We start from the raw sequence: 25,656 nt of genomic DNA on the forward strand, positions 1-25,656 counted from the left end.
GCCGGGACGGTCGCCCGGCCGCGGCCTCGGCCGGCTGAGCGGGCGGCCGGGGGCGAGCGGTCGCGGCGGGCTGGGCTGTCTCAGCAGGCTCGGCCGTCGTACCGGGCTCGGCCGTCCGAGCAGGCTCGGCCGTCTTTGTAGGAACGCGAACGGCGGGCGCCCCCCGAAGGGGACACCCGCCGTTCGGCGAATCGGATCAGACGCCGACGCCGTGGCTGCGCAGCCAGGTCATCGGGTTGACCGCCGAACCGTAGTTCGGGGTCGTGCGGACCTCGAAGTGCAGGTGCGGGCCGGTCACGTTGCCGGTCGCGCCGGACAGCGCGATCTTCTGGCCGGTCTGGACCTTCGTACCGGCCTTGACCGAGATCGAGGACAGGTGCGCGTACTGGGTGTACTTGCCGTCCGCGTGCCGGATCACGACCTCGTTGCCGTACGCGCCGCCCCAACCGGCCGACACGACCGTGCCCGAGGTGACCGCGCGCACCGTGGTGCCGGTCGAGACCGCGAAGTCCTGGCCGGTGTGGTGGCCGCTGGACCAGCGCGAACCGCCCGTGCCGTAGCCCGCGCTCAGCGAACCGCCGGCCACGGGGGCGACGAACGAGCCGGACCCGGTGGCGGACTTGGCCGTGGTGTCCGACGCGGCCTCGCTCTTGGGCTTGGCCTTGGTGTCGGCCTTGGCCTCGGCCTTCGGCTCGGTCTTCGTCTCGGCCTTGGGGGCCTCCTGCTTCGGAGCCGCCTTCGGAGCCGGGTCGGTCTTGGCCTCCGCCTTGGGGGCGGGCGCCGCCTCGGTCTTCGCCTCGACCTTCGCCTCGGTCTTGGCCTCGGTCTTCTCGGCGGGCTTGGCCGCCGAGGTCGAGCCGTCGACCGCGAGGCTTTGGCCCGGGAAGATCAGGTCGGGGTTCTGGCCCACGACGCTCTTGTTGGCTTCGTAGAGCTTCGGCCAACCACCGGGCACGTTCCGCGCCTCGGCGATCCGGGAGAGGCTGTCGCCGGCGACGACGACGTAGGACGCGGTCTTGGCGGAGGCTGCCTCGGGAGCGGCCTCGACGGGCGCGGCCTTGGGGGTCTCGGCGACCGGGGCCGCGGCCTTCTCCTCGACCTTGGGCGCCTCGACGACCTTGGTCTCGGTCTTGGCCTCGACCTTCGACTCGGTCTTGGTCTCGGCCTTCGGCTGGACCTTGGTCTCGGTCTTGGTCCCCGCCTTCGGCGTCGTGGCCGTCTTCGGCGCGCTCTTACCGCCCGAAGAGGTGTCGACGTCGGCCGCCGCGCCACCGCGGGTCAGGCCCGCCTTGACGGAGCAGACCGGCCAGGCACCGGGGCCCTGGCTCGCGAGGACCTTCTCGGCTATCGCGATCTGCTGGCCCTTGGTCGCCAGGTCGGCGCGCGCCGCGTACTGCGTGCCGCCGAACTCGCGCCACGTGCTGGCGGTGAACTGCAGGCCGCCGTAGAAGCCGTTGCCGTTGTTGATCTTCCAGTTGTTCGTGCTCTCGCACTGGGCGACCCTGTCCCACGTGCTCTCGGGAGCGGCGTGCGCCATTCCCGCGCCGATGATCGGCATGGCTACGCCGACACCGGCGACACCGGCCGCGGCGATCAGACGCGTGGTCCTGCTGTGACTCCGACGACGATGACGCCCGGTTCCAGACAGCATTGCTGATCCTCTCCTACGCCTACGAGGTGAGCTGTCGGATTCGGGCCGGAGATCGATAGCCCGGCCACGTCCTTCGGACGTGGCTTCACCCCAAGCCGTCCCCGGCGCCCGATCGTTGCGATCGAGGCCGTTCGCGGCGGTTCACCTGTGGTTCCCCCGCTCCTGTCGTTTCGTGCTCGTCAGCCTCCCGACCGGCCGGCGACAGGATTCGGCGTACCGGCGATCGGGGTCCGTGTGGGATACGGACGATGGAACGCTAAGCAGGGTCCCGGGAAGATCACAAGTCCGTGCCGGATAGAAGTCGATTGTCGCAATTATGGTTGAGCGCAATGTAGATGGACCTTTACGCAAAGGACAGATGTTGGCGCTGAGTGGCCGAAGACCCCCGGCCGAGCGACGAAGCTCGCGAGCGAAACCCGGCCCGGTCGAGCAAGACACGGCCCACGGAGAACAGGCGTCACATCGACCCCAGTGGTAGAGGCCCCAGCATCGGCGCTTTGCCCCTCGACGCGACCTGTCGCACCTGCGATCACGGTGATTCACAGCACAGCGCCGACCGTCGCCGGTCGGCGCCGCACGGTCACCAAATGCGGTCCGTCAGTGCCGTCGCTGCCAACCCGCCCACGCGCTCGCGACCATCTCGGGAGTTTGCAGCCGGGCCTTCCAACCCAGTTCGCGCTCGATTCGCGCGGCGCTCGCCACGACCCGGGCGGGGTCGCCCGCCCGGCGCGGCTCGACCGTCGGTGCCACGTCGGACAGGCCGGTCACCTTTTGGATGAGGTCGACCATCGCGCGTACCGAAGTACCCTCGCCGCCCCCGACGTTGAGCACCAGGCGCGCGTCCGCGTCGCGCGCGAGCCGGCTCGCCGCGGCCACGTGCGCCTCGGCCAGGTCCACCACGTGGATGAAGTCGCGCACGCACGTGCCGTCCGCGGTGTCGTAGTCGTTGCCGAAGATCAGCGGCGCACGGTTCGCCTGAAGCTTCTCGAACACCATCGGCACGAGGTTGAACACACCCTCGTCCGCGAGCTCCGGCGCGCCCGCGCCCGCGACGTTGAAGTAGCGCAGCGCGGCGTACGAGAGCCCGTGCGCGCGCGCCGTGGCCCGAATCAGCCACTCGCCGACGAGCTTGCTCTCGCCGTACGGGTTGATCGGCGCGCACGGCGTCTGTTCGTCCACCAGATGGACGTCCGGCATGCCGTACACGGCGGCGCTGGAGCTGAACAGGAAACGGGTGACACCGGCCTCGACGGTGGCCGCGAGGAGCGTGCGCAGACCCTCGACGTTCTCCTCGTAGTAATAAAGGGGACGCACCACCGATTCCGGGACCTGCTTCTTGCCCGCGATGTGCACGACGCCGTCCACCGTGTGCGCGCGGAACGTCTCGTCCAGCAACGCCCGATCCAGGACGGAACCCACGACCAGCGGCACCCCCTCCGGCACCCGCTCGCGTGCGCCGGTGGACAGGTCGTCGAGCACGACGACACCTTCCCCGGCCGCGGTCAGCGCCCGCACGACATGCGTCCCGATGTACCCGGCACCGCCGGTGACAAGCCAGTTCATGCGGCAAACCCTATCCGGGTGCCGGGACGCCTCTCGGGAGTCGCCGATGCGGGCACGACGACCGTTATCATGCACGGGATCTCGCGAGTGGGGCGCAGGTATCGCCCACCAAGCGATCCGGTGTCGCGTTGCGACAGCCGCTGGCGAAAGGCATTGTGCGTGCGACGCGGATTCGGCATGGGACATCGGGGAACGCTCGCCGAGCGATTCTCCGGGCGAGAGAACAGCATCGGTCTTATTCGAGTGTTGCTTGCCACCGCGGTCGTGGTGGCACACGCGCGGATCCTCGGTGGCTTCGGCACCACCGAGTTCGGCAACGGATTCTCGGGCATGCAGGTCGGCCTGGGGCGGTTCGCCGTGTACGGCTTCTTCGTGCTGTCCGGCTTCCTGATCACCCGCAGCGGGATGCGCGCGACCACCGGGCGCTTCCTGTGGCACCGCATGCTGCGCATCCTGCCCGGCCTGTGGGTGTGCGTCCTGTTCGTCGCGTTCGTGGTGGCCCCCCTGCTCTACTGGCGGCAGCAGGGTTCGATCGACGGCTTCTGGAGCCACGACGAGGGCCCGTTGGAGTACGCGAAGGCCAACTGGTGGACGGGACTTCGGCAGTACGACGTCTCGGGCGTCCTGGCGACCGCGAAGAAGGAGGGCCACGCCTTCGACTCCGGCTTCGACGGAGCCCTGTGGTCGCTCGCCTACGAGATGGCCTGCTACCTGTTCGTCGCGGTGTTGGCCTGGGCGGGAATCCTGCGCCGGTCGCGCAAAATCCTGCTGCCCCTGACCGCGCTGCTGTGGGGCTGGATGATCCAGGACCTGTTGGACGCCCCCTCGTGGCGCGGACACCAGAGCCTGGACGGCGAGAACATCGACGTGCCGATCCTGAGCGAGTTCGTCGGCCCGCTGTTCAGTCAGTACCTCATCTACCTGACGTTCCTGTTCTGCCTCGGCATGCTCTTCCAGCTCTACCAGGAGCGCATCCCGATCAACGACGTGCTGGGCGTCGTGTCGATCGTGGTGATGATCGCCAGTATGCGCTACGGCGCCTTCTTCGTGATCGGTCTTCCCGCCTTCGCGTACGCGCTGATGTGGCTCGCCGTACGGCTGCCGCGCCAGTGCCACGTGGTCGGTCGCAAGCGCGACCTGTCGTACGGCATCTACATCTACGGCTTCGTCGTCCAGCAGGCCCTGGTGGTGCTCGGACACAATCGGCACGGGTTCGCCGCCTACCTGGGCCTGTCCCTCGTCGGCACGTTCGTGCTGGCGGCTGTCTCGTGGTACGCCGTCGAGAAGCAGGCGATGAAGCTCAAGGACTGGACGCCCGGTTGGTTTCGGCCGTGGCCCACGGACGCCGCGGGCGCGCCGGTGAAGGACGCGCCGGCCGAACCCGCGGAGGCGGTCGAGGCGACGCCGGTCTCGGTGAGCCCGACGACGCCTTCCACGGTTTCCGCGAACCGGAACTAGCGCTGTGGCCGGGGCCTTCGGGCCCCGGCCCCGACGCCGCGGGTCACCCCGTCTCGGCGTCGCCCTTGCGGGTGGGTTCCTTCCACGGCGGCGTGCCCAGCCGTTCGCACTTGTGCTTCGGCGCCCACGTGGGGCACTTGCCGTCGGCCTTTTGCAGGATGTGCGAGTTGTAGGTCAGGTTCGCCATGCTGCTTCCCTCGACCGGCATGAAGTCGTCGGCGATGGAGGACGCGACCGACCCGAACAGGAACAGCAGCGCACTGAGCGCGCCGATGGTCAACGGCATCCCCGGAGTCGTCCGCCAACGGGCCCCGCTGTGTGGCGGCGCGACGGGTCCGGCCGCCGGTGAGCGATGCCGGACGTGTCGCGTCCACAGTTCACGCAACCGACCGGCCGCGAGATGCGCGGACACTCCGGCGACCAACAGGAAGCAGTACATCAACTCGATGGACGTGCGCGGATACAGCTGTACCGCCTGATCCTGGAACATGTGCGACGAGAACCACAGGCGCATCAGCCACGAACTGCCCAGACACGCGACGAGCGCGAGCACCAGCGAGCGGCGCATGCCCAGGTAGAGCGCGAGCGCGAGGCCGACGAGCAGGATCAGCATGAAGACGCCGACGCCACCGAGTTCGCCCGGCGGGGGCCAGCCGCCCGCGTCACCGGGAGCGTCGCCGCGCCACATCAGGAAGTACGCGGGGTCGACCTTGGTGTCGAAGTAGAAGTACGCGTCCTTCTCGCCGCCCGCGCCGGCCAGCAGGTCCTTGAGGTACGAACCGCCGATGAGGGCGAACGGCACCAGGGTCGCGGCCGCGAAGGTCAGGGCGGCCTTGAGACCGCTTCGCCACGGCAGGACACACAGGCACGTCACGAGCACGCCGGCGGCCGACCACACGAACCAACCGGAATAGCTGATGAACAGGATGCCGAGGATCGCCCCGAACCCGGCTCCGACCAGCACCCGGTCACGCGGCTTCATCAGGGGGGTTCGGCGCAACACCTGGATGTACTTCGCGATGATCGGCACGAACACGACGAGCACGATCGTGGTGTAGGGCTTGATCGGCTCGTACAGCGGAATCGCACTGGTCACGCCGAGCGCGAGCGCCCACAGCGGCTGGAACCACAGGCGCCAGGCGAGATACGCGGCGGGCGCCATCAGCGCCATGATCACGATCTGCAGATCCTGGAGCGCGTACGACGTGTTGCCGTCGCGGAACACGTCCGCCCACACGGCGAGTACGTGTGGGAACAACGGTGGGTAGACGCCGGAAGGCAACGACTCCCCGCGGTTGATCGCGGCCGCCCAGTTCGCGAGCGTGCCCGCGTCGCCGTGGACGCCGTTGATCGGCCAGGGAGTTCCGCGCAGCCCCACGGCGGATCCGGCGGCGATGAAGCCGGACATCAGCCCGGCGACGACGGCACACGAGAAGCGGACCACCATGGCCTGCCAGGCCGGGCCGAACCGCCGGTAGGCGATCACCAGGGCCGCGATCACGACGATCCCGATGACGGCCACCCGCAACTGCAGCATCGCCAGCGCGCTGACCTGGCCGATCCGGTCGAGCGGGTTGACCCGGATGGTTCGGGCCCACTGGGCGAACACCACGGCGGTGAGGATCGCCACGCAAGCCTCCGCCGAGACCAGCAGCGGGCGTCGCCACCAGGGACCGGGCGACGGATCTCGCGCGGTGGCCGGCGGCGGAGTGTAGGTGGGGAGGGTGGGCGACGGGGCGGTCTCCACGGAGTTCTCCTTCGAGCCGGAGCGGAACAAGGTTCTGCCGGCCGCCCCGGTGGGATGGCACGCGGGCGGTCCGGCACAACCACATGCATGCTGAACACGTCCCGAGCGGATTCCGTCGGAACGTGACGTGTTTCGGGGCGCGGTCAGGCGCCGGCGGCGCCGAGCGATCGGGTGAAGGCATCGCACGTCGCGCGATCGGGCAGCAGACCGGAGCGCCGCGCCTGGTCGAGCGAGGGCGCCTTGGCGTCGCGGTCGGACAGCACCGGCTCGTCGTCGGTTTGCCAGTCGATGGCCAGATCCGGGTCCAGCGGGTGCACCGTGTGCTCGCGACCGGGAGCGTAGGTCGCCGAGCACATGTACACCAGGGTGGCGTCCTCGGACTGTGCGCAGAAACCGTGGCCGATGCCCTCGGACACGTACAGCGCCTTGCGTTCGACGTCGTCGAGCAGGACGCTCTCCCAGCGGCCGAACGTCGGCGAACCGACCCGCAGGTCGACGACCACGTCCAGCAACGCGCCCCGCACACAGGTCAAGTACTTGGCCTGGCCGGGCGGGACGTCGGCGAAGTGGACACCGCGCACGACACCGCGGGCGGACACCGAGAGGTTCGCCTGGCGCAGATCCAGCGGATGACCGACGGCCTCCGCGAGGTGGTCGAAGCGGTACCACTCGGTGAACATCCCGCGCGGGTCGCCGTGCAGGCGGGGCGTGATCTCCCAGACCCCGTCGATGGAGAGTGGACGGATATCCATGCGAGCGACGTCCTCAGCCGTTGTCGGGGATCGGGGCGATGCCCTCGCCGTATTCGAGCAAGTCCAAGAGGTACTTGCCGTAGCCGCTCTTGACCAAAGGGGTCGCGAGCGCGCGTACCTGCTCCTGATCGATGAAGCCGGCACGCCATGCCGCCTCCTCGATGCAACCGATCTTGAGACCTTGACGCTCCTCGATCACCCGCACGAACTCGGCCGCCTGGACGAGCGAACCGAACGTGCCGGTGTCGAGCCAGGCCGTGCCGCGATCGAGCAGCGTCACACTGAGTCGATCGGTGGCGAGGTAGGCGGCGATCACCTCGGTGATCTCCAACTCGCCGCGGGCACTGGGCTTGAGCCCCCGAGCGATCTCGACGACCTGATTGTCGAAGAAGTACAGCCCCGGCACCGCGTAGCGGGACTTGGGCCGTGCGGGCTTCTCCTCGATCGACAGGGCGCGTCCGGCGCTGTCGAACTCGATGACGCCGTACGCGCTCGGGTCGGCGACGGGGCACGCGAAGACGCGCGCGCCCTCGAGGTCGGTGTGCCCCCGCAGTTGCCGACCGAGACCGACGCCGTGAAAGATGTTGTCGCCCAGAACCAACATGGCGGGTTCGTCACCGATGAAGTCCGCGCCCAGCACGAATGCCTGCGCGATTCCGCCGGGGTTCTCCTGCGCCAGGTATTCCAAACGCAGACCGAGTTGCGATCCGTCGCCCAGGAGGCGTCGAAACTGCTCCTGATCATGTGGAGTGGTCACGACCAGGATCTCGCGAATGCCGGACATGATCAGGGTCGAGAGCGGATAGTAGATCATTGGCTTGTCGAAGACAGGCATGAGCTGCTTGGACACAGCCTGGGTCAGGGGCCACAAACGCGAACCCGTGCCGCCTGCGAGAAGAATGCCGCGCATGCCGCACACCCTATGCGCTGGGCGTGGGCAGCCGGTTGGCCACAACCCCCGTGTACACTCCCGTAACCATGAGGATCCTGGTCACCGGTGGAGCCGGTTTCATCGGCTCGCAGTTCGTACGTGGCCTTCTTGACCGTCCTGACGCGTCGGACGAAGTCACCGTTCTGGACAAGCTTACCTATTCGGGCAACGTCGCCAACCTGGCGGCCGTCGAGGCGAATGCCGCCTACTCGCTGGTTCACGGAGACATCTGTGACCACGAACTCGTCGACCAGGTGATGCCGGGCCACGACGTCGTCGTGCACTTCGCCGCGGAATCCCATGTCGACCGCTCGATCAACGGCGCGATGGATTTCGTGCAAACGAACGTGGTCGGCACCCAGGTGCTCCTGGACGCCGCGCGCAAGCACGCCGTCGGTCGCTTCGTGCACGTGTCCACCGACGAGGTGTACGGCTCGCTGGCCGAAGGGTCCTGGACCGAGGACTGGCCGCTGGCGCCCAACTCGCCCTACTCGGCGAGCAAGGCCGGCTCCGACCTGCTGGCCCTCGCGGCATGCCGCACGCACGGCATGGACGTCGTGGTCACGCGCTGCTCGAACAACTACGGGCCGCACCAGTATCCGGAGAAGATGATCCCGCTGTTCCTGACGAACCTGTTCGACGGCCACCACGTGCCGTTGTACGGGGACGGCGAGAACGTGCGCGACTGGCTGCACGTCGCCGACCACTGCGCCGGTATCGAGAAGGCCATGCGCCTGGGTCGGGCCGGCGAGATCTACCACATCGGCGGCGGCGTCGAGCTGACCAACAAGGAACTCACCGGCCTGCTGTTGGACGCGTGCGGCGCGGGCTGGGAGATGGTGCGCACCGTCGAGGACCGCAAGGGGCACGACCGGCGCTACTCGCTGTCGATCGCCAAGATCCAGGACGAACTCGGCTACGCTCCGGCCGTATCCTTCGAACAAGGATTGGCGGACACCGTGGCTTGGTACCGGTCGAACCGGTCCTGGTGGGAGCCGCTGAAGGCGCGTGGCTCCGGCGCCTGACCTGCGGCCGATGGTGGATGCGCTGCCGAACATCCGTTTCCGTCGCCCGATCACATAGGTGTATGAAGCCATGACAACGTTCGACATCATGCTGCCGTACTACGGTTCGGTTCCGCTGATGCAAGCCGCCGTGCGCAGCGTCCTGGCGCAGTCCGACCCCGACTGGCGCCTGACGGTGGTCGACGACGGCAAGGAGCCCGGCGTCCCCGAGTGGTTCGCCGGGCTGGGCGACGAGCGGGTGCGCTACCGGCGCAACGAGCGCAACCTCGGCGTCTCCGGCAACTACCGCAAGTGCGTGAGCCTGGTCGAGTTCGACCGGGTCGTGCTCATGGGCACCGACGACATCATGCTGCCGAACTACCTGGCCGCCGTGCGCCGGGCGATCTCGGTGGCACCCGACGCGGCGATGGTGCAGCCCGGCGTCGAGGTCATCGACGGCGACGGGAAGCCGGTCAAGACCCTCGTCGACGAGACCAAGCGTCGCGTGTACGCGCCCAAGGTCGACGGCTTCAAGGTCATGGCCGGTGAGGAACTGGCCGCGAGCCTGATCGGCGGGAACTGGCTGTACTTCCCGTCGATGTGCTGGCGCGCCGACGCGCTCGAGGCGGTGCCGTTCCGGGACGATCTCCAGGTCACCCAGGACCTCGCCCTGGTGCTCGACCTGCTGCTGCGCGACGAGCGCATGGTGGTCGCCGGCGAACTGTGCTTCCAATACCGTCGGCACGCCGCGAGCATCTCGTCGGCCCAGGCGTACAGCGGGGCCCGCTTCAACGAGGAACGCCGCTTCTTCCTGGAGACCGCCGAGGCGATGGAGGCGCGTGGCTGGCCGCGCGCGGCCAAGGTCGCGCGCCTGCACGTCGCGTCGCGCCTGCACGCGCTGACGCTGCTGCCCGGCGCGGTGAAGACCAAGCAGAAGGACAGCGTGTCGAAGATTTTCTCGCACGTCTTCGGCCCCGTGCGCCGCGCGCGCTGACCTGCGCGTCGACGCCCCACGCGGCGCCGGCGGACCCGGTCGACCGAACCCGACGGAAAGAGATCAAGCAGATGCCGCAACCTTTCGCCGACGAAGCCGCCGACGTCGCTTCCGCGGGAAGTGCTCGGGTGGCCGTGCTCGGCGGGACCGGGTTCATCGGCCGCCCCCTGTGCGCGGCGCTCACGGCACGCGGACATCACGTGTTGGCGATCGGTCGGCGTGAGCCGGCCGTCCCGGTGGCGGCGACCTTCGTTCCCTTCGACGTCTCGGACGCGGCTCCCGAGGCACTGGCGGCGCTGTTTCGCGAACACGGGGTGACCTGTGTGATCAACGCGGCCGGCGGCATGTGGGGATTGTCCGACGAGGAGATGGTCCACGCGAACGTCACGCTCGTGGACAACGTGCTCGCGGCGGCCTCGGCCCTGCGGCCCGCCCCGCGCGTGGTTCAGCTCGGAACCGTGCACGAGTACGGACTGACCCCGGTCGGCGTCGTCATGCGCGAGGACACGACGGCGCGGCCGGTCATGCCGTACGGCGAACTCAAGCTGCGCTGCACCGAGCGCATCGCGCGAGCCGTCGAGGCCGACGACCTGGACGCGATCGTGCTCAGGGTGGGCAACGTCGTCGGTGCCGGACAACCCGCGCACAGCCTGCTCGGCAACGTCGCGGACCGGCTGTCGGCGGGCGCGGGCGAGGGTGAGCCACTGCGGTTGACCTTCGCGACGCTGGGCGCACGGCGCGACTTCGTCGATCTCGACGACGTCGTGGACGCCGTGGTCACGGCCGCGGAATCGACGGCGCGCGGCGTCTTCAACGTCGGCGGGGGATCGGGCGTCGCCGCGCGCGACATGGTCCGGATGTTGGTGACGGCGAGCGGAGTGCCGGCCGAGGTGGTCGAGGAGTCCTCGACCGACGCCGCCCCGGGCGAGCAATGGCAGTGCTTGGACATCGGCAAGGCCGACGAGCTGTTGAAGTGGCGCCCCACGCGCTCCCTCGACCGGTCGATGGCCGCCCTGTGGGCAAGCCACTAGGACGAACCGCGGGCACCGACTCGCCGCCCACGCCGATCGGCCGCCGAAGGAACCGGCGAGTTCGTCCGTCCCGTACCGGGACCGGGGGACTCGCCGGTTCCTTCGTTCGTGTGCCTCAGGCCCGGCGGGCCTGCGCGACGCTGTCGAGGGGAACACCGAGCGGCGCCTCGCCCGGGCCGGACTCGGCGCCGGCGCCGTCGGCACGGAGCTTCGACGATCGCCTGCCGAGGGTGCGCAACAGCACCGCCATGATCAGCGCGGTGCCCAACGAGCCCGTGAGGTAGGCGACTTCGACCCGGACCTGGATCGAGCCGGGCGAGGCGGTCACGGCCACGAGTCCCGCGACGCCCACCACCCACGACCACATCTGGTGCCGGTGCGCTCCCTGCGCCATCAACGCTTGGCCCAATACGAGCGCGAGCATGTAGCACAGTGTGCCGGCGGAGAACCACGCGAAGTCGGCGGTGCCGAGCACCTCGGGTGAGCCGAACAGCGTCGGTACGAGCCACGGGCCGAGCACGGTGGCCACGAGTCCGCCGCTGAGGCCGAGCGCGGCCACGATGCCGCAACTGCGCAGCACCAGTTGGCGGAACATCTTGTGGTCGCCGGACGCGTGCGCGCCGGCCAGACCGGGGAGCAGCGAGGTCTGCAACGACGTGAAGACGAACAGCGGAACGCGGGCCAGCACGATCGCCGACAGCAGCGCGCTGACGAGTTCGACCTCGCCGGGTTCGAGGATCTTGACGTTGATGACCGCGATGTTGACGACGATCTGGGACAGCATCGTGGAGACGATCAGCAGTGCGAGGCCGCGATACATCGCCTTCCACGTGACCGTGGCGCCGGGCAACGCGTGTCGAAGCACCGGCCGCAGGGTCACCACCACCGACAGCAACGGCGCCACCATCAGGATCAGACTGAACATCAGCGCCGACTCGACGCCGAGCACCGCGAGCAGGATCGCGAAGACGATCCGCAGGCCGCCGTCGATCGCCAACTGGGCGCCGTACTCGCGGAACAGGCCGAGCCCGGCCAGGATTCCGCGGGTGACCGCGGTCGCGGCGAGCCCGATGAAGGCGCCCGCGAGGGCGAACAGCATCGATCGCTGTCCGCCGAAGAGCCGGTCCGAGATCGGGACGCCGGCCGCGGCGACCACGAGGAGGATCGCGAGCAGGATTCCGCCGGCGAGGATCGTGCCTCGGCGCAGGACCGGGGCGGCCCCCTCGCCGCCGATGTGCCGCGCCGCGACGATGCGGGTGATCTCCTGCTCGACGGGCGTGTAGAAGCCGTAGCCGACGGAGAAGGCGATGGTCCACAGAACGGAGACGTTCGCCATGCTGTCCGGCGACAACGTGTGCCCGGCGAGCGCGAGGTGCACGTAGGAGGCGGCACCCAGCACGACCACGCCGATGCCGACGCGGAGGGTACCCGGGGGAAGGGCGCGCACGGCGCGCGAGACCAGATTCACGATCACCGAACCGATGCGAAGTTGGAATGGACAGTGGGCGGTTCGACGCGGCCCGGGCCACCGGTCACGAGCGTTCGGATCCCCGCGTGGTCTGCGCCAACTCACTCTCGACGGCGGTCGACGTGGCGTCGTCCTCCTCGGGGGTGCGGGTGGCGTTGAGCAACTGTGCCTCGCTGATCGCGACGCTGCGGGCGAGGTCGGTGATCTTCTTCTCCAGCGAGCGGAACCTCATGTACGAATTCAAGGTCATGAAGGCGACCCCGACCACCAGGAGGTAGAGGATCAGGTCCGTACCGCGGCCGACGCCGACCTTGTTGGCGACCCACGTGGTGTCTTCCGGTCGCAGGACGGCGTACACGTTCGCGCCCACGAACAGCATGAAGGCGACGCGCTTCCAGGCCCGGGTGCCGACTTTGTCCCATTTGACAACGAACACGGCCAGCAGGCCGGCGGCGCCGGCGAGAAGCAGAATCTGGATCAACATACGGTCAGGCCCCGCTTCGGACAGTGCTGTGGCTGGACACCAAGCGCTCCCACTTGTCTGAGGGTGGAACAACGGGTTCGAGAGCGGTCCTCGACGGCGTGTGCGCGTCGAGGACCGCCGCTGCTACTTGTTCTTCTTGGCAAGCCACGGATGGTCGCCCGGAAGGCACTGCTTGTCCACGGCCCACTTGGGACACGTGCCGTCGGGCTTGGCCGTCATGTGCGCGAACCAGGAAAGTGTGCCCAGTCCGCGATCCTTGTACGAGTCCATGCTCGGCGGGGCCTGCGGCATGTACCGGTTGGCGGTGGCCGATCCTACCGAGGCGAAGAACAACAGCAAGGCACAGAAGGCGCCGATGAAGATCGGCATACCCGCGGCGCCCTTGACGCGCTCGGGCAGCAGTGCCCCCACGCGGCCGCCGGCCCGCACTCGATCGACGACCAGTTTCACCGCGAATCCGGTGATCAACAAGAACCCGTAGACCAGTTCTATGTTGGTGCGCGGCCACAGTTGTACGGCTTGGTCCTGATACATGTGCGACGCGAACCAAAAACGCATCAGGAACGTGCTCGCGATCGACAGAGCCACCACGATCACGAACGAGCGGCGCATGCCCAGTGCGAGGGCGACCGCCAGGCCGACGAAGATGAGCACGGCGAACAGGCCGACCCCGCCGAGTTCTTCGCGCATCGGCCACTCGCTCACCACGCCGGGGAGGTCGTGCCGCCACATCTCGAAGTAACCGGGATCGGTGTAGGCGTCGAAGTAGAAGTAGTCGTCCACGGCGGTCTTCGAACCCGTCAGCAGGTCGATCAGGTACGAACCGCACACGGCCACGGTCACGACGACCATCGCGCCGAGGTAGGCGAGCGCCTTCTTCGGGCCGCGCCGCCAGGGGAACACGAACAGGACGGCGCCGAGGATGCCCGCGGCAGACCAGACGAACCAGCCCGAGTAGGTGTCGAAGAGCAGCCCGATGGCGACACCCAGGCCCACCGCCCAGCCCAGCAACGGCCGCCACGGTGTCTCGGGCGCACGGCGCAGCATCCGGATGCCCTGGATCATCACCGGGAAGAACAACAGCAGTACGAGCGCCGAGTAGGGCTTGTACGGGTCCCAGACCGGCACGGTCGCCAGTACGCCGATGCCCAGCGCCCAGATCGGGCGCAGCAACATGCGCCACGCGAGATACGCGAGGGGGCCGGTGAAGGCCATGAACAGCAGTTCCATGGTCTTGAAGCCGTACGACGTGTTGCCGTCGTGGAAGGCGTCCGAGATCAATTCCAGGACCTTGGGCACCACCGGCGGATACAGACCGTTGTCGTCCGGTTGGCCCGCGGCCCAGTTCGCGAGATGCCCGGCGTCGCCCTGGTCCGCGTTGAACGGCCACGGCGTGTCGGACAACGCGACTCGGGCGCCGCCCGCCACGAGCCCGGTGGACAGGCCGGCGACGGCCGCACACGAGAGGCGGGTGGCCCACTCGCGCAGCAGCGGTCCCGCGAAGCGGTAGGCGGCGATCAGCAGCGCGACGAGCAGCAGGCCGATCAGGAAGAACCGCAGAAGCAATGCGGCGAGTCCGCTGACCTGGCCGATCCGATCCATCGGGTCGACCTTGACGAAGGTGCTCAACCCCAGGAAGAACAGAGCGGTCAGTATCGCGACGGCGCCTTCCGCGCCCACGAGCGCGGGCCGCATCCAACGCGGCCGGGGGGTCGACGCGTCGGCCGACGCGCCCGGTGTCGGCGGCACGGTGGCACGCTCGTCTGCCACGGCGGTCTCCACGAACTGGTCTCCTCTCACGCCGAAGCGTGTTCTGGCGATTGGAGCGGGGGTGCGCCGAGTCCGCCGGCGGCAGCTGCGCGAGGGACTGCTTTCGGGCGCGCGATCCGGGTGCCGCGCGAATCCCGGGAGTGGATGTCGGACGCGGTTGCCTCGACGTCGCCCCGCGACCTGCTGCGAACCGACGCCGACCCGGGCACCGTTTCGTCCGTCCCGAAGGCGAGCGAACCGAGATCACGCTCGGTGCGCACATCGTCACCGGAGCCACGCCCGAAACCCGGACGGTGAGCGCCCGTGACGTGTCTCAGCACGTCACCTCGCCGGGGGCGAGGGCGCTCGCGATGCGGATGCGGCACACGTGTTCGGCCATCCGCTCTGCGGCACGGGTCGGGGCGGTTCGAGAGATTCTCGACGGTCCGGGAGGCGGCGCCTGGCCGACGCGCCGCACCCTCACTGCCCGGTGTCGTCGCACGGACACCAAACGCTCCGGTGCGACGTAGTAATCTCGGGGGAGGCATCTTTCATGGCGGGACGAGCCTACTGGATGCAACCAGACCGCCGGCAGGCGCGTGTCACCAGTGGGGCGCGACGTTGTCAGGGCTGCTGCCGGTCGTTCCGACGATCCCCTGATGGCACGCGATGCAAAGGGCGAGTAAATTTACCCGCCTCTGCTGTTGCCCTTGATCGGTACTGCCGGCAGGGGCCACCTAGTCTCCTTGGAGCCTTCTGGTGCTCGACCTCAGCAACACCTGGGTTGTGATCCCGGTCTACAACGAGGAGCAGGTGATTGCCGGCGTCGTCGAGGAGGCCTCACAGGTCTTCCCGAACATCGTCTGCGTAGACGACGGCAGCCGCGACGGCTCCGCTCAGCAGGTCTTCGCGACCGCGGCCCATCTCATTCGTCACCCGGTGAACCTCGGCCAGGGCGCGGCCTTGCAAACGGGCTTCTCCTACGCCCTGTCCCAGCCGGGCTGCGAGTACATCGTCACGTTCGACGCCGACGGCCAGCACCGGGTCGAGGACGCGCAGGCGATGGTCGCCAAGGCGCAGGACGAGAACCTGGACGTCGTCCTGGGATCGCGCTTTTTGGAGAAGACCACCGACATCCCCAAGATGAAGCGGGTGGTCCTGCGGGTGGCGGCGGCGGTGAGCCCGACGTCGCGGCGACTTCACCTGACCGACGCGCACAACGGCCTGCGGGTGTTCACGGCGGGCGCCGCCGCGAAGCTGCAGATCACGATGAACGGCATGGCGCACGCCTCCGAGATCGTGAACTACCTGGCCCGCTCCGGCCTGCGCATCGCCGAGGCCCCGGTCCAGGTCCGCTACACGGACTATTCACGGGCCAAGGGTCAGTCGCTGATCAACGGAGTGAACATCCTGTTCGACATCTCGGTGCGCCAACGGGGAGCGTGAGGCCATGTGGATCCAGGTGCTGTTGCTCCTCGGAGCGGGCCTTCTCCTGACGCTTTTCGTACATCAATGGGACCGGGTTCACACGAGAGCCTGGAAACGCGTCGCCTTCATGCTGTTCGTGGGCGCGAACGTGTACGCCGTCCTGCGACCCCAGGACACCACGTGGGTCGCCAACAAACTGGGCGTCGGACGCGGCAGCGACCTGGTGTTGTACGGCCTCGTGGTCGGCGTCTCCTTCATGACGCTGAATACGTATATGAGATTTCGTTCGCTGGAAAAGAAGATCACGGATCTCGCGCGCAACGTGGCCATTCGCGAAGCGCAGATTCTCAACATGGGACACAGCCTCGATGCAAAGCCCGGTCTGCCGAGGGAGAACCCCGAAGCCCCGGACGCGGCGTCGGGCTCGACTCGACAATCGCAGCTTTGATCGCCACCTGATCGACGACGCGGGACGCCGGCTGCCCGGTGCGCGCGCGGCGTGATGGTCGTGGTTCGGATAGGAGCTTGGCTTCAGCATGGCAATGGATCGTTTTCCGAAGGTAAGCCGTCGCGCCGTTCTCGGTCTGTTCGGGACGGGGGCCGTCGTGGCAACCGCAGGAGGCGTCGCGGCGAGCCGCGGTGAATCCGAACCGGCGCCCGTGAAGGCGAAGCCTTCGGGACCTGTGAAACAGGCGGCGAACCCGGCTGTGTCCAAGGTGATCGCGGACGAGAACGCCCGCCAGGGCACCGAGGACTGGAAACACGGGAAGATCGGTCACGCGTCCAACGACACGGATCGCCAGTGCCAGGGCTACGCGTCCACCTCGACCGTCACCGCCGGACAGACGATCGACTTCTTCGTCACCGTCAACCCGGTACAGCGCTTCACGGTCTCGGTCTACCGCCTGGGCTACTACGGCGGCAAGGGCGCCCGCCTGCTGCTGAAGTCCCCCCAGATCGACGGGATAACCCAGGACAAGCCGAAGATCGACCCCAACCCGGACGCTCGCACGGTGTACTGCGAGTGGAAGAAGAGCTGGTCGCTGCAGATCCCCAAGGACTGGCTCTCGGGTGCCTACCTGGCCGTTCTCACCAACGAGAAGGGATTCCAGAACTACGTCTCGTTCACCGTCGCGGACCACCGCAAGGCAGACTTCTTGTGCATCCTGCCGTTCGCGACGTATCAGGCGTACAACCTCTATCCCATGGACGGGATTTCGGGGCAGAGCGTCTACTACGGCTACAACGCCTCGAAGAAGCTCGACCCGGACCTCAAGAGCACCCAGGTCTCCTTCGCCCGACCCAACGCCGGTGGCGGCACGACCAAGCTGATCGACCAGGAACTCATGTTCATCATGTGGGCCGAGATGCAGAAGTACGACGTCACCTACGTCTCCAGTTTCGACCTGCACGAGGGCCGGGTGGACCCGACCAAGTACAAGGTCCTGGTGATCCCCGGGCACGACGAGTACTGGTCGCAGGAAATGCGCAACGTGCTCGACAAGGGCAAGGAGAAGGGCGTGCACATCGCGTCCTTCGGAGCGAACCAGTGCTACTGGCGGGTGCGCCTGGAGCCCACGACGGCTTCGAAGGACCTGCGCCTGAGCGTCTACAAGGAGAAGCCGGACCCGCTCGCCGCGACGCGCGGCGCCGCCAAGCTGTGGCGTGACGTCGAGCAGCCCGAGCAGATGCTGTGGGGCTCGTGCTACGGCCAGATGGGCTACGGCGTGCCGACCGATCACCTGCCGCTCGTCGTGCGCGGCGCGAACCACTGGATGTGGTCGGGCGCGCACGTCAAGGACGGCGACAAGCTGGCGGGTGCGGTCCGCGGCGAGTCGGATCACCAGGTGACCGGCATGAAACTGCCGCCCTACACCGAGATGGCCGTGCTCTCCGACAGCTGGTTCACCAACACCGGGGGGTTGCACGACCGGCAACAGACGGTCCTGTACCGAGCCCCGTCCGGTGCGTGGGTGTTCAACGCGGGCACGTTCGGCTGGGCGGTGTACCTCGGCTGGGACACCGAACCGGCTCGCAAGATTCAACGCGTGACCGGCAACCTGTTCGCCAAGATGCTCCAGTCGTGATCGGGGCGACGGTCGTAGTCATCGCGTACGACGACCCCGACCACCTCCCCACCGCCGTGGCGTCCGCCCTCGCGCAGGGCGACGTGGTGGGTGAAGTGGTCGTCGTCGACGACGCGTCGACCGACGAGACCCCCCGCGTGGCCGACGCGCTCGCGGCCGACCCTCGGGTCCGGGTCGTCCACCGCACGGTCAACAGCGGTGGCTGCGGCACCCCGCGCAACGACGGCATCCTGGCCGCGCGCGGCGAGTGGGTGCTGTTCCTGGACAGCGACGACGTGCTGCCCGAGGGCGCGGTGACCGCGCTCGCCCGGGCCGCGCGGGCCGACGACGCCGACGTGGTGGCCGGCCTGGCCGTCCGACGCGAACTGCCCGAGGGCCGCGATGTGCCGTGGCAGCCAAGGTTGTTCGCCGAGCGGTCCACCCACGAGGGCATCGCCGAGCGGCCCGAGACGCTGTGGGACACGCTGTGCGTCAACAAGCTCTACCGACGCGCGTTCCTGGACCTGCACGACATCCGGTTCCCGGACGGCGCCGCGCACTACGAGGACTTCTCGTTCACCGCGCGCGTGTACGCGGCCGAGCCTCGGCTGTCGGTGATCCCCGACACGGTCTATCTCTGGCACGTGCGGCGCGGTGCGACGAACCCGTCGATCTCGCTGCGCCGGGACGGCATCCGCAACTGGCTCGACCGCGTCGAGGCGCACCGCTGCGTCGTCGACATCCTGCGGACCGCGGGGCACGAGGAGTTGGCCGAGGCCGCGCAGGCGAAGTTCCTCGGACACGACCTCGCGTTGTACCTGCGCGAGCTGCCGGTGCGCTCCGACGACTATCGCGAGCAGTGGTGGACGGCGGCGCGGACCTACCTGGCGGGCTTCGCGCCCGGCGCGTTCCGGCGGGCGCCGATGCCCGCGCGCTGGGCCGGTGCGCTCCTGTCGGCGGCCGAGCATCCGGTCGACGTGGTCCGACTGGCTCACCTCTCGGCGGCTCCGGCGCGGCTGCTGCCGCCCTACGCCGCCGACGCCGACGGGCAGCCCGTGTGGTCCGCGGATCGTCCCCTGAACCGCCTGGACGGTCTCACCGGGGCCGCTGCCGCCGACCTGCCGCTGTGCGTCGAGGGCACGCCCCGATTCACCCGCAGACTGGGCGCGCGCGTCGACCTGGACGTGCACGTCGTGGAACAGTACGGACTGCTCGCGCGGCACCGGCCGATCGCGCTGTCCGTCGAGGCCCGGCACCGGCTCGGCGACGAGGTGCGGCAGCTGGGATCCGCCCGCATGCGGCCCGTCGGCGACGGTTGGCGCGCGCACCTGGAGTTCGACCTCGGGGCACTCGCGCACGGCACGGCGATGAACACGTGGGATCTGTGGGCGACCGTGCGTTGTGGCGACACCGAGGCGATCACCACCCGGCTGCGCGCCGTGGGCGGCCCGGGGCGACGGGTGCGCTCCTCGCGTCACGGCGTGCTGCTCGTACAGCCCTACACCACCGCCAACGGCTCCTTGGCGCTGCGCGTGGCCGACGGCGTGGCGGGGGCGCGCCGCGTCCTGAACGGCCGCCTGGGACGGCACTGAGCCCTTCGCGCCCGAACCGAACCGCGCCCAAGCCCTGCGCGCCCGACGAGACGGCCCGCCCCCGACAACAGTGGGGGGCGGGCCGTCTCGTCGGGTCCGGGCCGACCCGTCAGCGGTCGATCTCCTCGAACAGCGCTTCCCAGCGGTCGAGCACCGACGGCAGCGCGTAGGGGCGCACGTGCTCGCGAGCGGCCTTGCCGAACGACCGACGCAACTGCTCGTCGTCCATCAGTGTGCGCAGCCCCCGGGCCAGCCCCGGCACGTCGCCGGGCGGGGCCAGGAATCCGGTCTCACCGTCGACCACCAGGTCGCGCACGCCGGCCGACAGGTCGAAGCTCACCGCCGGGACCCCGAACGCGGCGGCCTCGGCGAGGGCCATCGGACGGCCCTCCTTCTCGCTGCTCAGACCGAGGATGTCGATCTCCTCGTACAGCGAGGGCATGTCCGTGATCCGACCGCGGAAGACGACCCGGTCACCGAGCCCGAGTTCGGCCGCCTTGTTGCGCAGGAACTCCTCCTCGGGCCCGTCGCCCACCAGGTGCAGTTCCCAGTCCTGGTGCCCGTCCCGGGTGGCCGTCGCGAACGCGGTGATCAGCCGCTCGGTGCGCTTGATCGCCTCCAGGCGACCGACCGCGGCCACCCGACGCCTGCCCGCGTCGGCGACCGTGTCCGGGAAGAAGCTCAGCGGGTTGGGCATCACGCCGGCGTTGGGCAGCCGCAGCCGCACGAACTCGTCCGCGTCGCCCTGGCTCAGGAACACCGCCTTGTCCAGCTTGGGGTAGTGCCGCTGGATCAGACCCTTGTTCTCCGACGTCTTCGCCTGGAGGAAGGACTCGTGGTACTGCCCGATGCTCTTGAGATGCGGCCACGACAGGCTCAGGGTCCAGTCCGCCGCCCACGGCGAACCGAAGATCACGAAGCCGTCGGGCACCGCCGCGAAGCGCTCGGAGAGGCGGGCCCGAGCCTCCGAGCGCGCGGCCTTGCTGCGGCGCGCCTCCAGGTTGCGTGCCGGGCTCAGCCGCTCGCCTATCGACTTGGCGTGCCACGCGGGCGCCGACTGGTCCGGGTAGAGGTTGGTGTGCGTGTACGCCCGGTCCGGGTTGTACGGGAACGGGTCGGCGGACGTGCGGATGCCCACCACGTCCACCCGGTGCCCGCGCAGGCCCAGGCCCTGCGCGAGGGTGTGGATGACGCGTTGCGATCCACCCAGGGAATCGACGTCGATACCCACGAAGAAGATGTTGCGGGTGCGGCCGGCGCTCACTGCGAATCCTCACCGAAGAAGGCGTCCACCACGGTCTTGCTGGCGTGCCCCGTCTCGTACGAACAGAACATCTCGCGAAAGCGCGCGTAGCGCTCCGCGTACTCGGCACGGACGTCGTCGATGTCGGCCAAGGCGTCCGCGAGTTCGGACGTCTCCACCAGTATCGGCCCCGGGGCGATGTCCTCGAGCTCGTAGTACGTGCCGCGCGAACCGTGCTTGTAGGCCTGGTAGTCGTCGACGTACAGCAGGATCGGCCGGTTCAGGTTCGCGTAGTCGAACATCAACGACGAGTAGTCCGTGACCAACACGTCGGCCGCGAGCATCAGGTCGTTGATGTCGGCGAAGTCGGCGCCGTTGCGCACCACGTGCGCGAGGTCGCGGGGCACCTGGAAGCGGTCGTAGTAGTGCGCGCGCACGACCACGATCCAGTCGTCGTCGAGGCGCTCCACGAGCTCCTCCAGGTCGATCCTTATCGACGACCCGGAGCTGCGCTCGCCGTCGCGGAACGTCGGCGCGTACAGCAGCACGCGCGCACCCTCGGGAACCTCCAGCCGGGCGCGCACCTCGGCTGCCTTGGCCACCTGCTCCGGCTCGTCGCTGCGCACGAGGACGTCGTTGCGCGGATACCCCGAACGCACCAGCGGGCCCTTGTAGTTGTTGGCGTTGACGAAGGTTCGCTCGAACTCGGCGCTGGGCGACACGAGCAGGTCCCAGCGGTCCACCATGTGCTGGTGCTTCTCCCGGCCCGCCGCGGGTCCACTGCGCAGCGCCGGCACGTCGAAGCCGACGGTCTTCATCGTCTGGCCGTGCCAGGTCTGCAGGTAGTGGTTGCCCTTGCGCTTGCCGTATATCGACGGCAGGTTGTGGCTGTCGACCCAGTACTGTGCGCGCGCCATCGTGCGCACGTACTCCCAGCTGCCCCGGCGCACCAGCTTGACGCCCTCGGGGAACGACGACGTGTCGCCGTTGTGCGACCAGACCACGTCGATCGGTCGGCCCTGCCGAACGAGTTCCTCGTGGATGTAGCGGGGGTTGTCGAGGTAGCCCTTGCCCTCGACCGTCTCGAACAGGGCCAGGCCCTTGCGCACGGGCAACCGGCTGAGCGCCTGGTAGACGCTCGCCTTGTTCTCGTGGCTGTTGATCTTCTTGCGCACGGCCTTGACCCGGCGCTTGATCTGCCGCTGCACCGGGCCCAGGCGGCTGACCTCCTTGAACGCCCCGACGCGCGTCCACACGATCTGGAAGCGGCCTGCGTCCTTGGCCTCCACCTCGACCCGCAGCTCGTGCGTCTCGATCCGACGGTAGGTCATCGGCCGAGTGAGCGGCTTCAGGTCCAGCGGCGCCAGGAGCAGGTTGGTGTTGAGCTGCCCGGCGCGCTCCAGCGTCACGGTGGGGTGGCGGCGACCCTCGAAGCCGTTGACGCCGATGGGCACCTTGGCCAGGTCGAGCAGGACCTCCCCGACGAACTGGCCGTCGACGTCGGGAGCGAGCCGGAATCGGGTCTTGAGCGCGCTGCCGGTGGTGGCTAGGTTCAGCCGCGCGTCGGTGGCGTCGTGGCCCAGGACCCGACCCGGGTCGAACGTGCGTACGGTCAAGCGCAGTGCGGTGCCCTCGGGGCGCACGGACTCGACCTCGTGGCGCAGTATGGCCGCGTCGAAGGTCCGCTCGGTGAAGTGGCGCTCACCGACGTCGAGGAACATCCGCGCGAGGTCGGTCTCGGGAACGGAGTCGCCCCAGTAGGCATGGCCGTCGTCGTAGGACACGTGCCGCGGGGCCAGGCCGGGTCGGCTCAGCACGCGCGCGTGCTCGACGAGTTCGGCGAGCCGGCCCTCGCGCAACAGGTACAGGCAGATCCGCTCGTTGCTCGACAACTGGGCGTACGCCTCGTCGGCGAGCGTCACTAGATACGGCCTGGTGAGCGCGGCGAACTCCGCGACCCACTCGGCGGAACGCTGCGTCAGGTCGCCGAGGTAGAGCCGGAAGTCGTGGCGCAGGAACTTGACGTCCTTGGCGGTCTTGAGCGTCTCGGTACGGCCGATGCTCTCGATGAACTCGTCCACGAGACGGGCCACCGCCAACCGGTCCACCACGTTTTGCATCTTGTGGCGGCTGTTGGAGATGGACAGGTTCTCCGTCTCCGCGGCCAGGTACCAGCGGTAGACCACCCACGGCACCACGGCGAAGGACTTGGCCAGGCAGAACGCCCGGGCGGAGAAGAGGTGGTCCTCGTAGTGGATGCCCTCGGGGAAGCGCAGCTCGTGCCGGTCGACGAACTCCTTGCGGTACATCTTGTTCGTCGACAGCGCGTCGAAGAGCATCTCGGGCTTGTCCTGGATCCCGGCGACGACCTCGCGCTCCGCGAACAGATGCGGGTACCACAGGCCGGTCTTGCCGGTGGCCTCGAAGATCCGCTCGACCTCGCCCGTGACGAAGTCCGCGCCGGTGTCCTCCAGGTTGAGCAGCAGGCTCTTGCACGCGTGCGGCGGCAACTCGTCGTCACTGTCGAGGAACATCAGGTAGGGGGCGCGGGCGACCTCGATGCCCTTGTTGCGCGGGCCGCTGCAACCACCGCTGTTGTGCTCCAGGCACACGTAGCGCACGCGTGGATCCTCGGCCGCCAGTCGAGCCGCCACCTCGGGAGTGTCGTCGGTCGAGCAGTCGTCCGCGATGATCACTTCGAGGTTGTGCAACGTCTGGTCGAGCACGGACCGTACCGCTCGCGGCAGTCGGTCTGCGTCGTTGTAGACGATGACGACCACGCTCACGTCGGGCGTGGAGGACACGGTCATGCGGATGCCTCCAGGTTCTGCGGACGGCGCGGATCGCGGCCTCGAACGCTTCCCCGGCCGGTTCCGTGCGATGGCGGCCTCGATGGAAGCGAGTGTTCACTCCCCGCACGCCCCCACACGAGCCGCGCCGATCCTAACCAACCGGCAGATCGTCGTGCGAACGGCATGCAGGCAACCTTCACTTGTCCTTGTCGGAAACGACGTATGGACGACCCTTCATGGTTGCACCCGGAAACGGACTTTTCTCGCGACGGGAGAGGGGTCGGCTGGTGTTCGTCGGTTCCCCGAGATCGGCTAACCTGTCTCGTTGTTTCACCCGGGGCCTTCGCCCCGCACACCTATACATCGGCGTTGCTGCGGCGACCGCTCATAAGGAGTGATGGCGCCTGTCCACGGCACTGGTCATCACGGCGCCCGACTCGTCCACTTCCACGGCGCGACACGATCCGACGCCGTTGCTCGCGGACCTCGCCGTTCTCTCCCGGCCCGTGCCCGAGATCGAGGTGGTCGCGGTCGTCGAGATCGGCGGCCGCCTCGGCGCGAGCACCGACCGTGTCACGTTGGTGGACTCCCGATTCGTCGGCCACCGACACGCCTTGCGGCTCGTCGTCGCGGACACCCGCTTTCCCGCCGCCCACGTACCCGGTGTGCTCGCCGTCGAGGGCGAGGCCCGCGAAGCAGCGGCCCGCGCCCTGGCCGAGTTGGGGCCGGTCCCGGCGGACGCCTGTGTACCCGACCTGATCGCCGAACGCCTGCTCGCCGCCGGCACGTCCGTGCGCGAGGTGCCGCTCGGTGAACTGGTCGCCGAGGTCGCCCGCGACGACGCCGAGCGCGAGCGGGCGAGCGCCGCCGCGGCCGCGGTCGACGACGAGCGGATCCGGCTGGTCTCGGCGGTCAAGGCCAGGGACGGCTTCTTCACCACCTTCGCGGTCAGCACGTGGTCGCGTTACCTCGCGCGCTGGTGTGCCCGCCGCGGGTTCACTCCCAACCAGGTCACCGTCGCGTCGCTGATCGTCGCGCTCGCCGCGGCCGCCGGCGCCGCCACCGGGACCCGGGCCGGTTACATCGGCGCGGCGCTCGGGCTCTACTTCTCCTTCGTCCTGGACTGCACGGACGGGCAGCTCGCGCGCTACGCGGTGAGCTACTCGCGGATCGGGTCGTGGCTGGACGCGACGTTCGACCGCGCGAAGGAGTACGCGGTCTACGCCGGCCTCGCGCTCGGCGCGGCCCGGCACGACGACGACGTGTGGACCCTCGCGTTGGTCGCGATGGTGGTCATGACGACCCGGCACATCGTGGACTTCTCGTTCAACGAGACCCGGCGCGGCATCGGCGGGGGAGACGACGAGGCCGCCGACGGCGGCGCCGGCGCCAAGCTGTCCGGCAAACTCAACAACGTCGGCTGGACCGTGTGGGCCCGCCGGATGATCATCCTGCCGATCGGCGAGCGCTGGGCGCTGATCGCGGTGCTCACCGCGACCACGACGCCGCGGATCACCTTCGTCGTGCTGATCGTGGGCTGCGTGCTCGCCGCGTGCTACACCACGCTCGGGCGCGTTCTGCGCTCGCTGCCGCGGCGCGCGCCCTCGGTCGCCCAGGTCGGGGAGCACCTCGCCGCGCTCACCGACAGCGGGCCGCTCGCCGAGCTGATCGGCCGGTTGCGGCTGCGCGTCCCCGCCCCGGGC

General features: G+C 68.9%; 19 protein-coding genes and 1 riboswitch. Of the genes, 9 read left to right on the forward strand and 10 right to left on the reverse strand.

Translation table 11 applies throughout. From position 1 onward, the window contains the following. Positions 1–196 precede the first annotated feature (196 nt). Positions 197–1,651: a transglycosylase family protein gene (locus tag GT354_RS25550; protein WP_161358722.1), complete on the reverse strand. Its 1,455-nt coding sequence runs from the start codon at positions 1,649–1,651 to the stop codon at positions 197–199. A gap of 3 nt (positions 1,652–1,654) precedes the next feature. Continuing rightward, positions 1,655–1,875, reverse strand: a riboswitch (cyclic di-AMP (ydaO/yuaA leader). Between the two features lie 373 nt (positions 1,876–2,248). Beyond that, complete coding sequence (gene galE, locus GT354_RS25555) at positions 2,249–3,214, reverse strand: UDP-glucose 4-epimerase GalE (protein WP_161358723.1); 966 nt, start codon at positions 3,212–3,214, stop codon at positions 2,249–2,251. A gap of 177 nt (positions 3,215–3,391) precedes the next feature. On the opposite strand from galE, the gene GT354_RS25560 reads away from it, so the two are divergent. Further along, positions 3,392–4,672 (forward strand): acyltransferase, encoded by a 1,281-nt coding sequence (locus GT354_RS25560; RefSeq protein WP_161358724.1) that lies wholly within the window; start codon positions 3,392–3,394, stop codon positions 4,670–4,672. A gap of 43 nt (positions 4,673–4,715) precedes the next feature. Here GT354_RS25560 and GT354_RS25565 read toward each other — a convergent pair whose 3' ends face one another. The 3 genes from GT354_RS25565 to rfbA all read right to left on the reverse strand — a co-directional run bounded on the left by GT354_RS25565 (position 4,716) and on the right by rfbA (position 8,081). Further along, entirely contained in the window at positions 4,716–6,419 is a 1,704-nt protein-coding gene (locus GT354_RS25565) for a hypothetical protein (RefSeq protein ID WP_161358725.1), read from the reverse strand. A gap of 143 nt (positions 6,420–6,562) precedes the next feature. Then, on the reverse strand, positions 6,563–7,171 hold the full coding sequence (gene rfbC / locus GT354_RS25570; protein WP_161358726.1) for a dTDP-4-dehydrorhamnose 3,5-epimerase: 609 nt from the start codon (positions 7,169–7,171) through the stop codon (positions 6,563–6,565). A 13-nt stretch (positions 7,172–7,184) separates the two neighbouring features. After that, positions 7,185–8,081 (reverse strand): glucose-1-phosphate thymidylyltransferase RfbA, encoded by an 897-nt coding sequence (gene rfbA / locus GT354_RS25575; protein WP_161358727.1) that lies wholly within the window; start codon positions 8,079–8,081, stop codon positions 7,185–7,187. 68 nt (positions 8,082–8,149) lie between these two features. On the opposite strand from rfbA, the gene rfbB reads away from it, so the two are divergent. From rfbB to GT354_RS25590, 3 genes are all read left to right on the forward strand, one after another. Beyond that, positions 8,150–9,127 (forward strand): dTDP-glucose 4,6-dehydratase, encoded by a 978-nt coding sequence (rfbB, locus tag GT354_RS25580; RefSeq protein ID WP_161358728.1) that lies wholly within the window; start codon positions 8,150–8,152, stop codon positions 9,125–9,127. A 70-nt stretch (positions 9,128–9,197) separates the two neighbouring features. After that, positions 9,198–10,100: a glycosyltransferase family 2 protein gene (locus tag GT354_RS25585; protein ID WP_161358729.1), complete on the forward strand. Its 903-nt coding sequence runs from the start codon at positions 9,198–9,200 to the stop codon at positions 10,098–10,100. Between the two features lie 71 nt (positions 10,101–10,171). Further along, the gene (locus tag GT354_RS25590) at positions 10,172–11,131 is read left to right on the forward strand and encodes an NAD(P)-dependent oxidoreductase (RefSeq protein ID WP_161358730.1); all 960 of its coding nucleotides are present in this window, start codon (positions 10,172–10,174) and stop codon (positions 11,129–11,131) included. A 115-nt stretch (positions 11,132–11,246) separates the two neighbouring features. Here the strand turns inward: GT354_RS25590 and GT354_RS25595 are convergent, their stop codons facing one another. From GT354_RS25595 to GT354_RS25605, 3 genes are all read right to left on the reverse strand, one after another. After that, positions 11,247–12,605 carry a hypothetical protein gene (locus GT354_RS25595; RefSeq protein ID WP_202512280.1) on the reverse strand — a complete coding sequence of 453 codons (1,359 nt, stop codon included), beginning with the start codon at positions 12,603–12,605 and terminating at the stop codon, positions 11,247–11,249. 58 nt (positions 12,606–12,663) lie between these two features. Then, positions 12,664–13,083, reverse strand: coding sequence for a DUF2304 domain-containing protein (locus GT354_RS25600; RefSeq protein WP_161358731.1), 420 nt, complete (start codon positions 13,081–13,083; stop codon positions 12,664–12,666). A 123-nt stretch (positions 13,084–13,206) separates the two neighbouring features. Beyond that, positions 13,207–14,865, reverse strand: a complete 1,659-nt coding sequence (locus tag GT354_RS25605) for a hypothetical protein (protein ID WP_161358732.1) — start codon at positions 14,863–14,865, stop codon at positions 13,207–13,209. A 726-nt stretch (positions 14,866–15,591) separates the two neighbouring features. Between GT354_RS25605 and GT354_RS25610 the strand changes: the two genes are divergently transcribed. The 4 genes from GT354_RS25610 (at position 15,592) to GT354_RS25625 (ending at position 19,918) form a co-directional block, all read left to right on the forward strand. Further along, positions 15,592–16,278 (forward strand): glycosyltransferase family 2 protein, encoded by a 687-nt coding sequence (locus GT354_RS25610; protein ID WP_161358733.1) that lies wholly within the window; start codon positions 15,592–15,594, stop codon positions 16,276–16,278. A 4-nt stretch (positions 16,279–16,282) separates the two neighbouring features. Then, a complete protein-coding gene (locus GT354_RS25615; RefSeq protein ID WP_161358734.1) occupies positions 16,283–16,708 on the forward strand; it encodes a DUF2304 domain-containing protein in 426 nt (141 codons plus the stop codon). Between the two features lie 259 nt (positions 16,709–16,967). Beyond that, positions 16,968–18,347, forward strand: coding sequence for a N,N-dimethylformamidase beta subunit family domain-containing protein (locus GT354_RS25620; RefSeq protein WP_161358735.1), 1,380 nt, complete (start codon positions 16,968–16,970; stop codon positions 18,345–18,347). Further along, entirely contained in the window at positions 18,344–19,918 is a 1,575-nt protein-coding gene (locus GT354_RS25625; protein WP_161358736.1) for a glycosyltransferase, read from the forward strand. Before GT354_RS25620 ends, GT354_RS25625 begins: the two co-directional genes overlap by 4 nt. Positions 19,919–20,027: 109 nt before the next feature. Here the strand turns inward: GT354_RS25625 and GT354_RS25630 are convergent, their stop codons facing one another. Then, positions 20,028–21,182, reverse strand: a complete 1,155-nt coding sequence (locus GT354_RS25630) for a glycosyltransferase (RefSeq protein WP_346012168.1) — start codon at positions 21,180–21,182, stop codon at positions 20,028–20,030. Continuing rightward, entirely contained in the window at positions 21,179–23,971 is a 2,793-nt protein-coding gene (locus tag GT354_RS25635; protein WP_161358737.1) for a bifunctional glycosyltransferase family 2 protein/CDP-glycerol:glycerophosphate glycerophosphotransferase, read from the reverse strand. Before GT354_RS25635 ends, GT354_RS25630 begins: the two co-directional genes overlap by 4 nt. Before the next feature lie 497 nt (positions 23,972–24,468). Between GT354_RS25635 and GT354_RS25640 the strand changes: the two genes are divergently transcribed. Next, positions 24,469–25,656, forward strand: a 1,188-nt coding sequence (locus tag GT354_RS25640; protein WP_346012169.1) for a CDP-alcohol phosphatidyltransferase family protein, incomplete at its 3' end; no start/stop codon positions are given.

The organism is Streptomyces sp. SID3343, assembly GCF_009865215.1.
Lineage (GTDB): Bacteria > Actinomycetota > Actinomycetes > Streptomycetales > Streptomycetaceae > Embleya.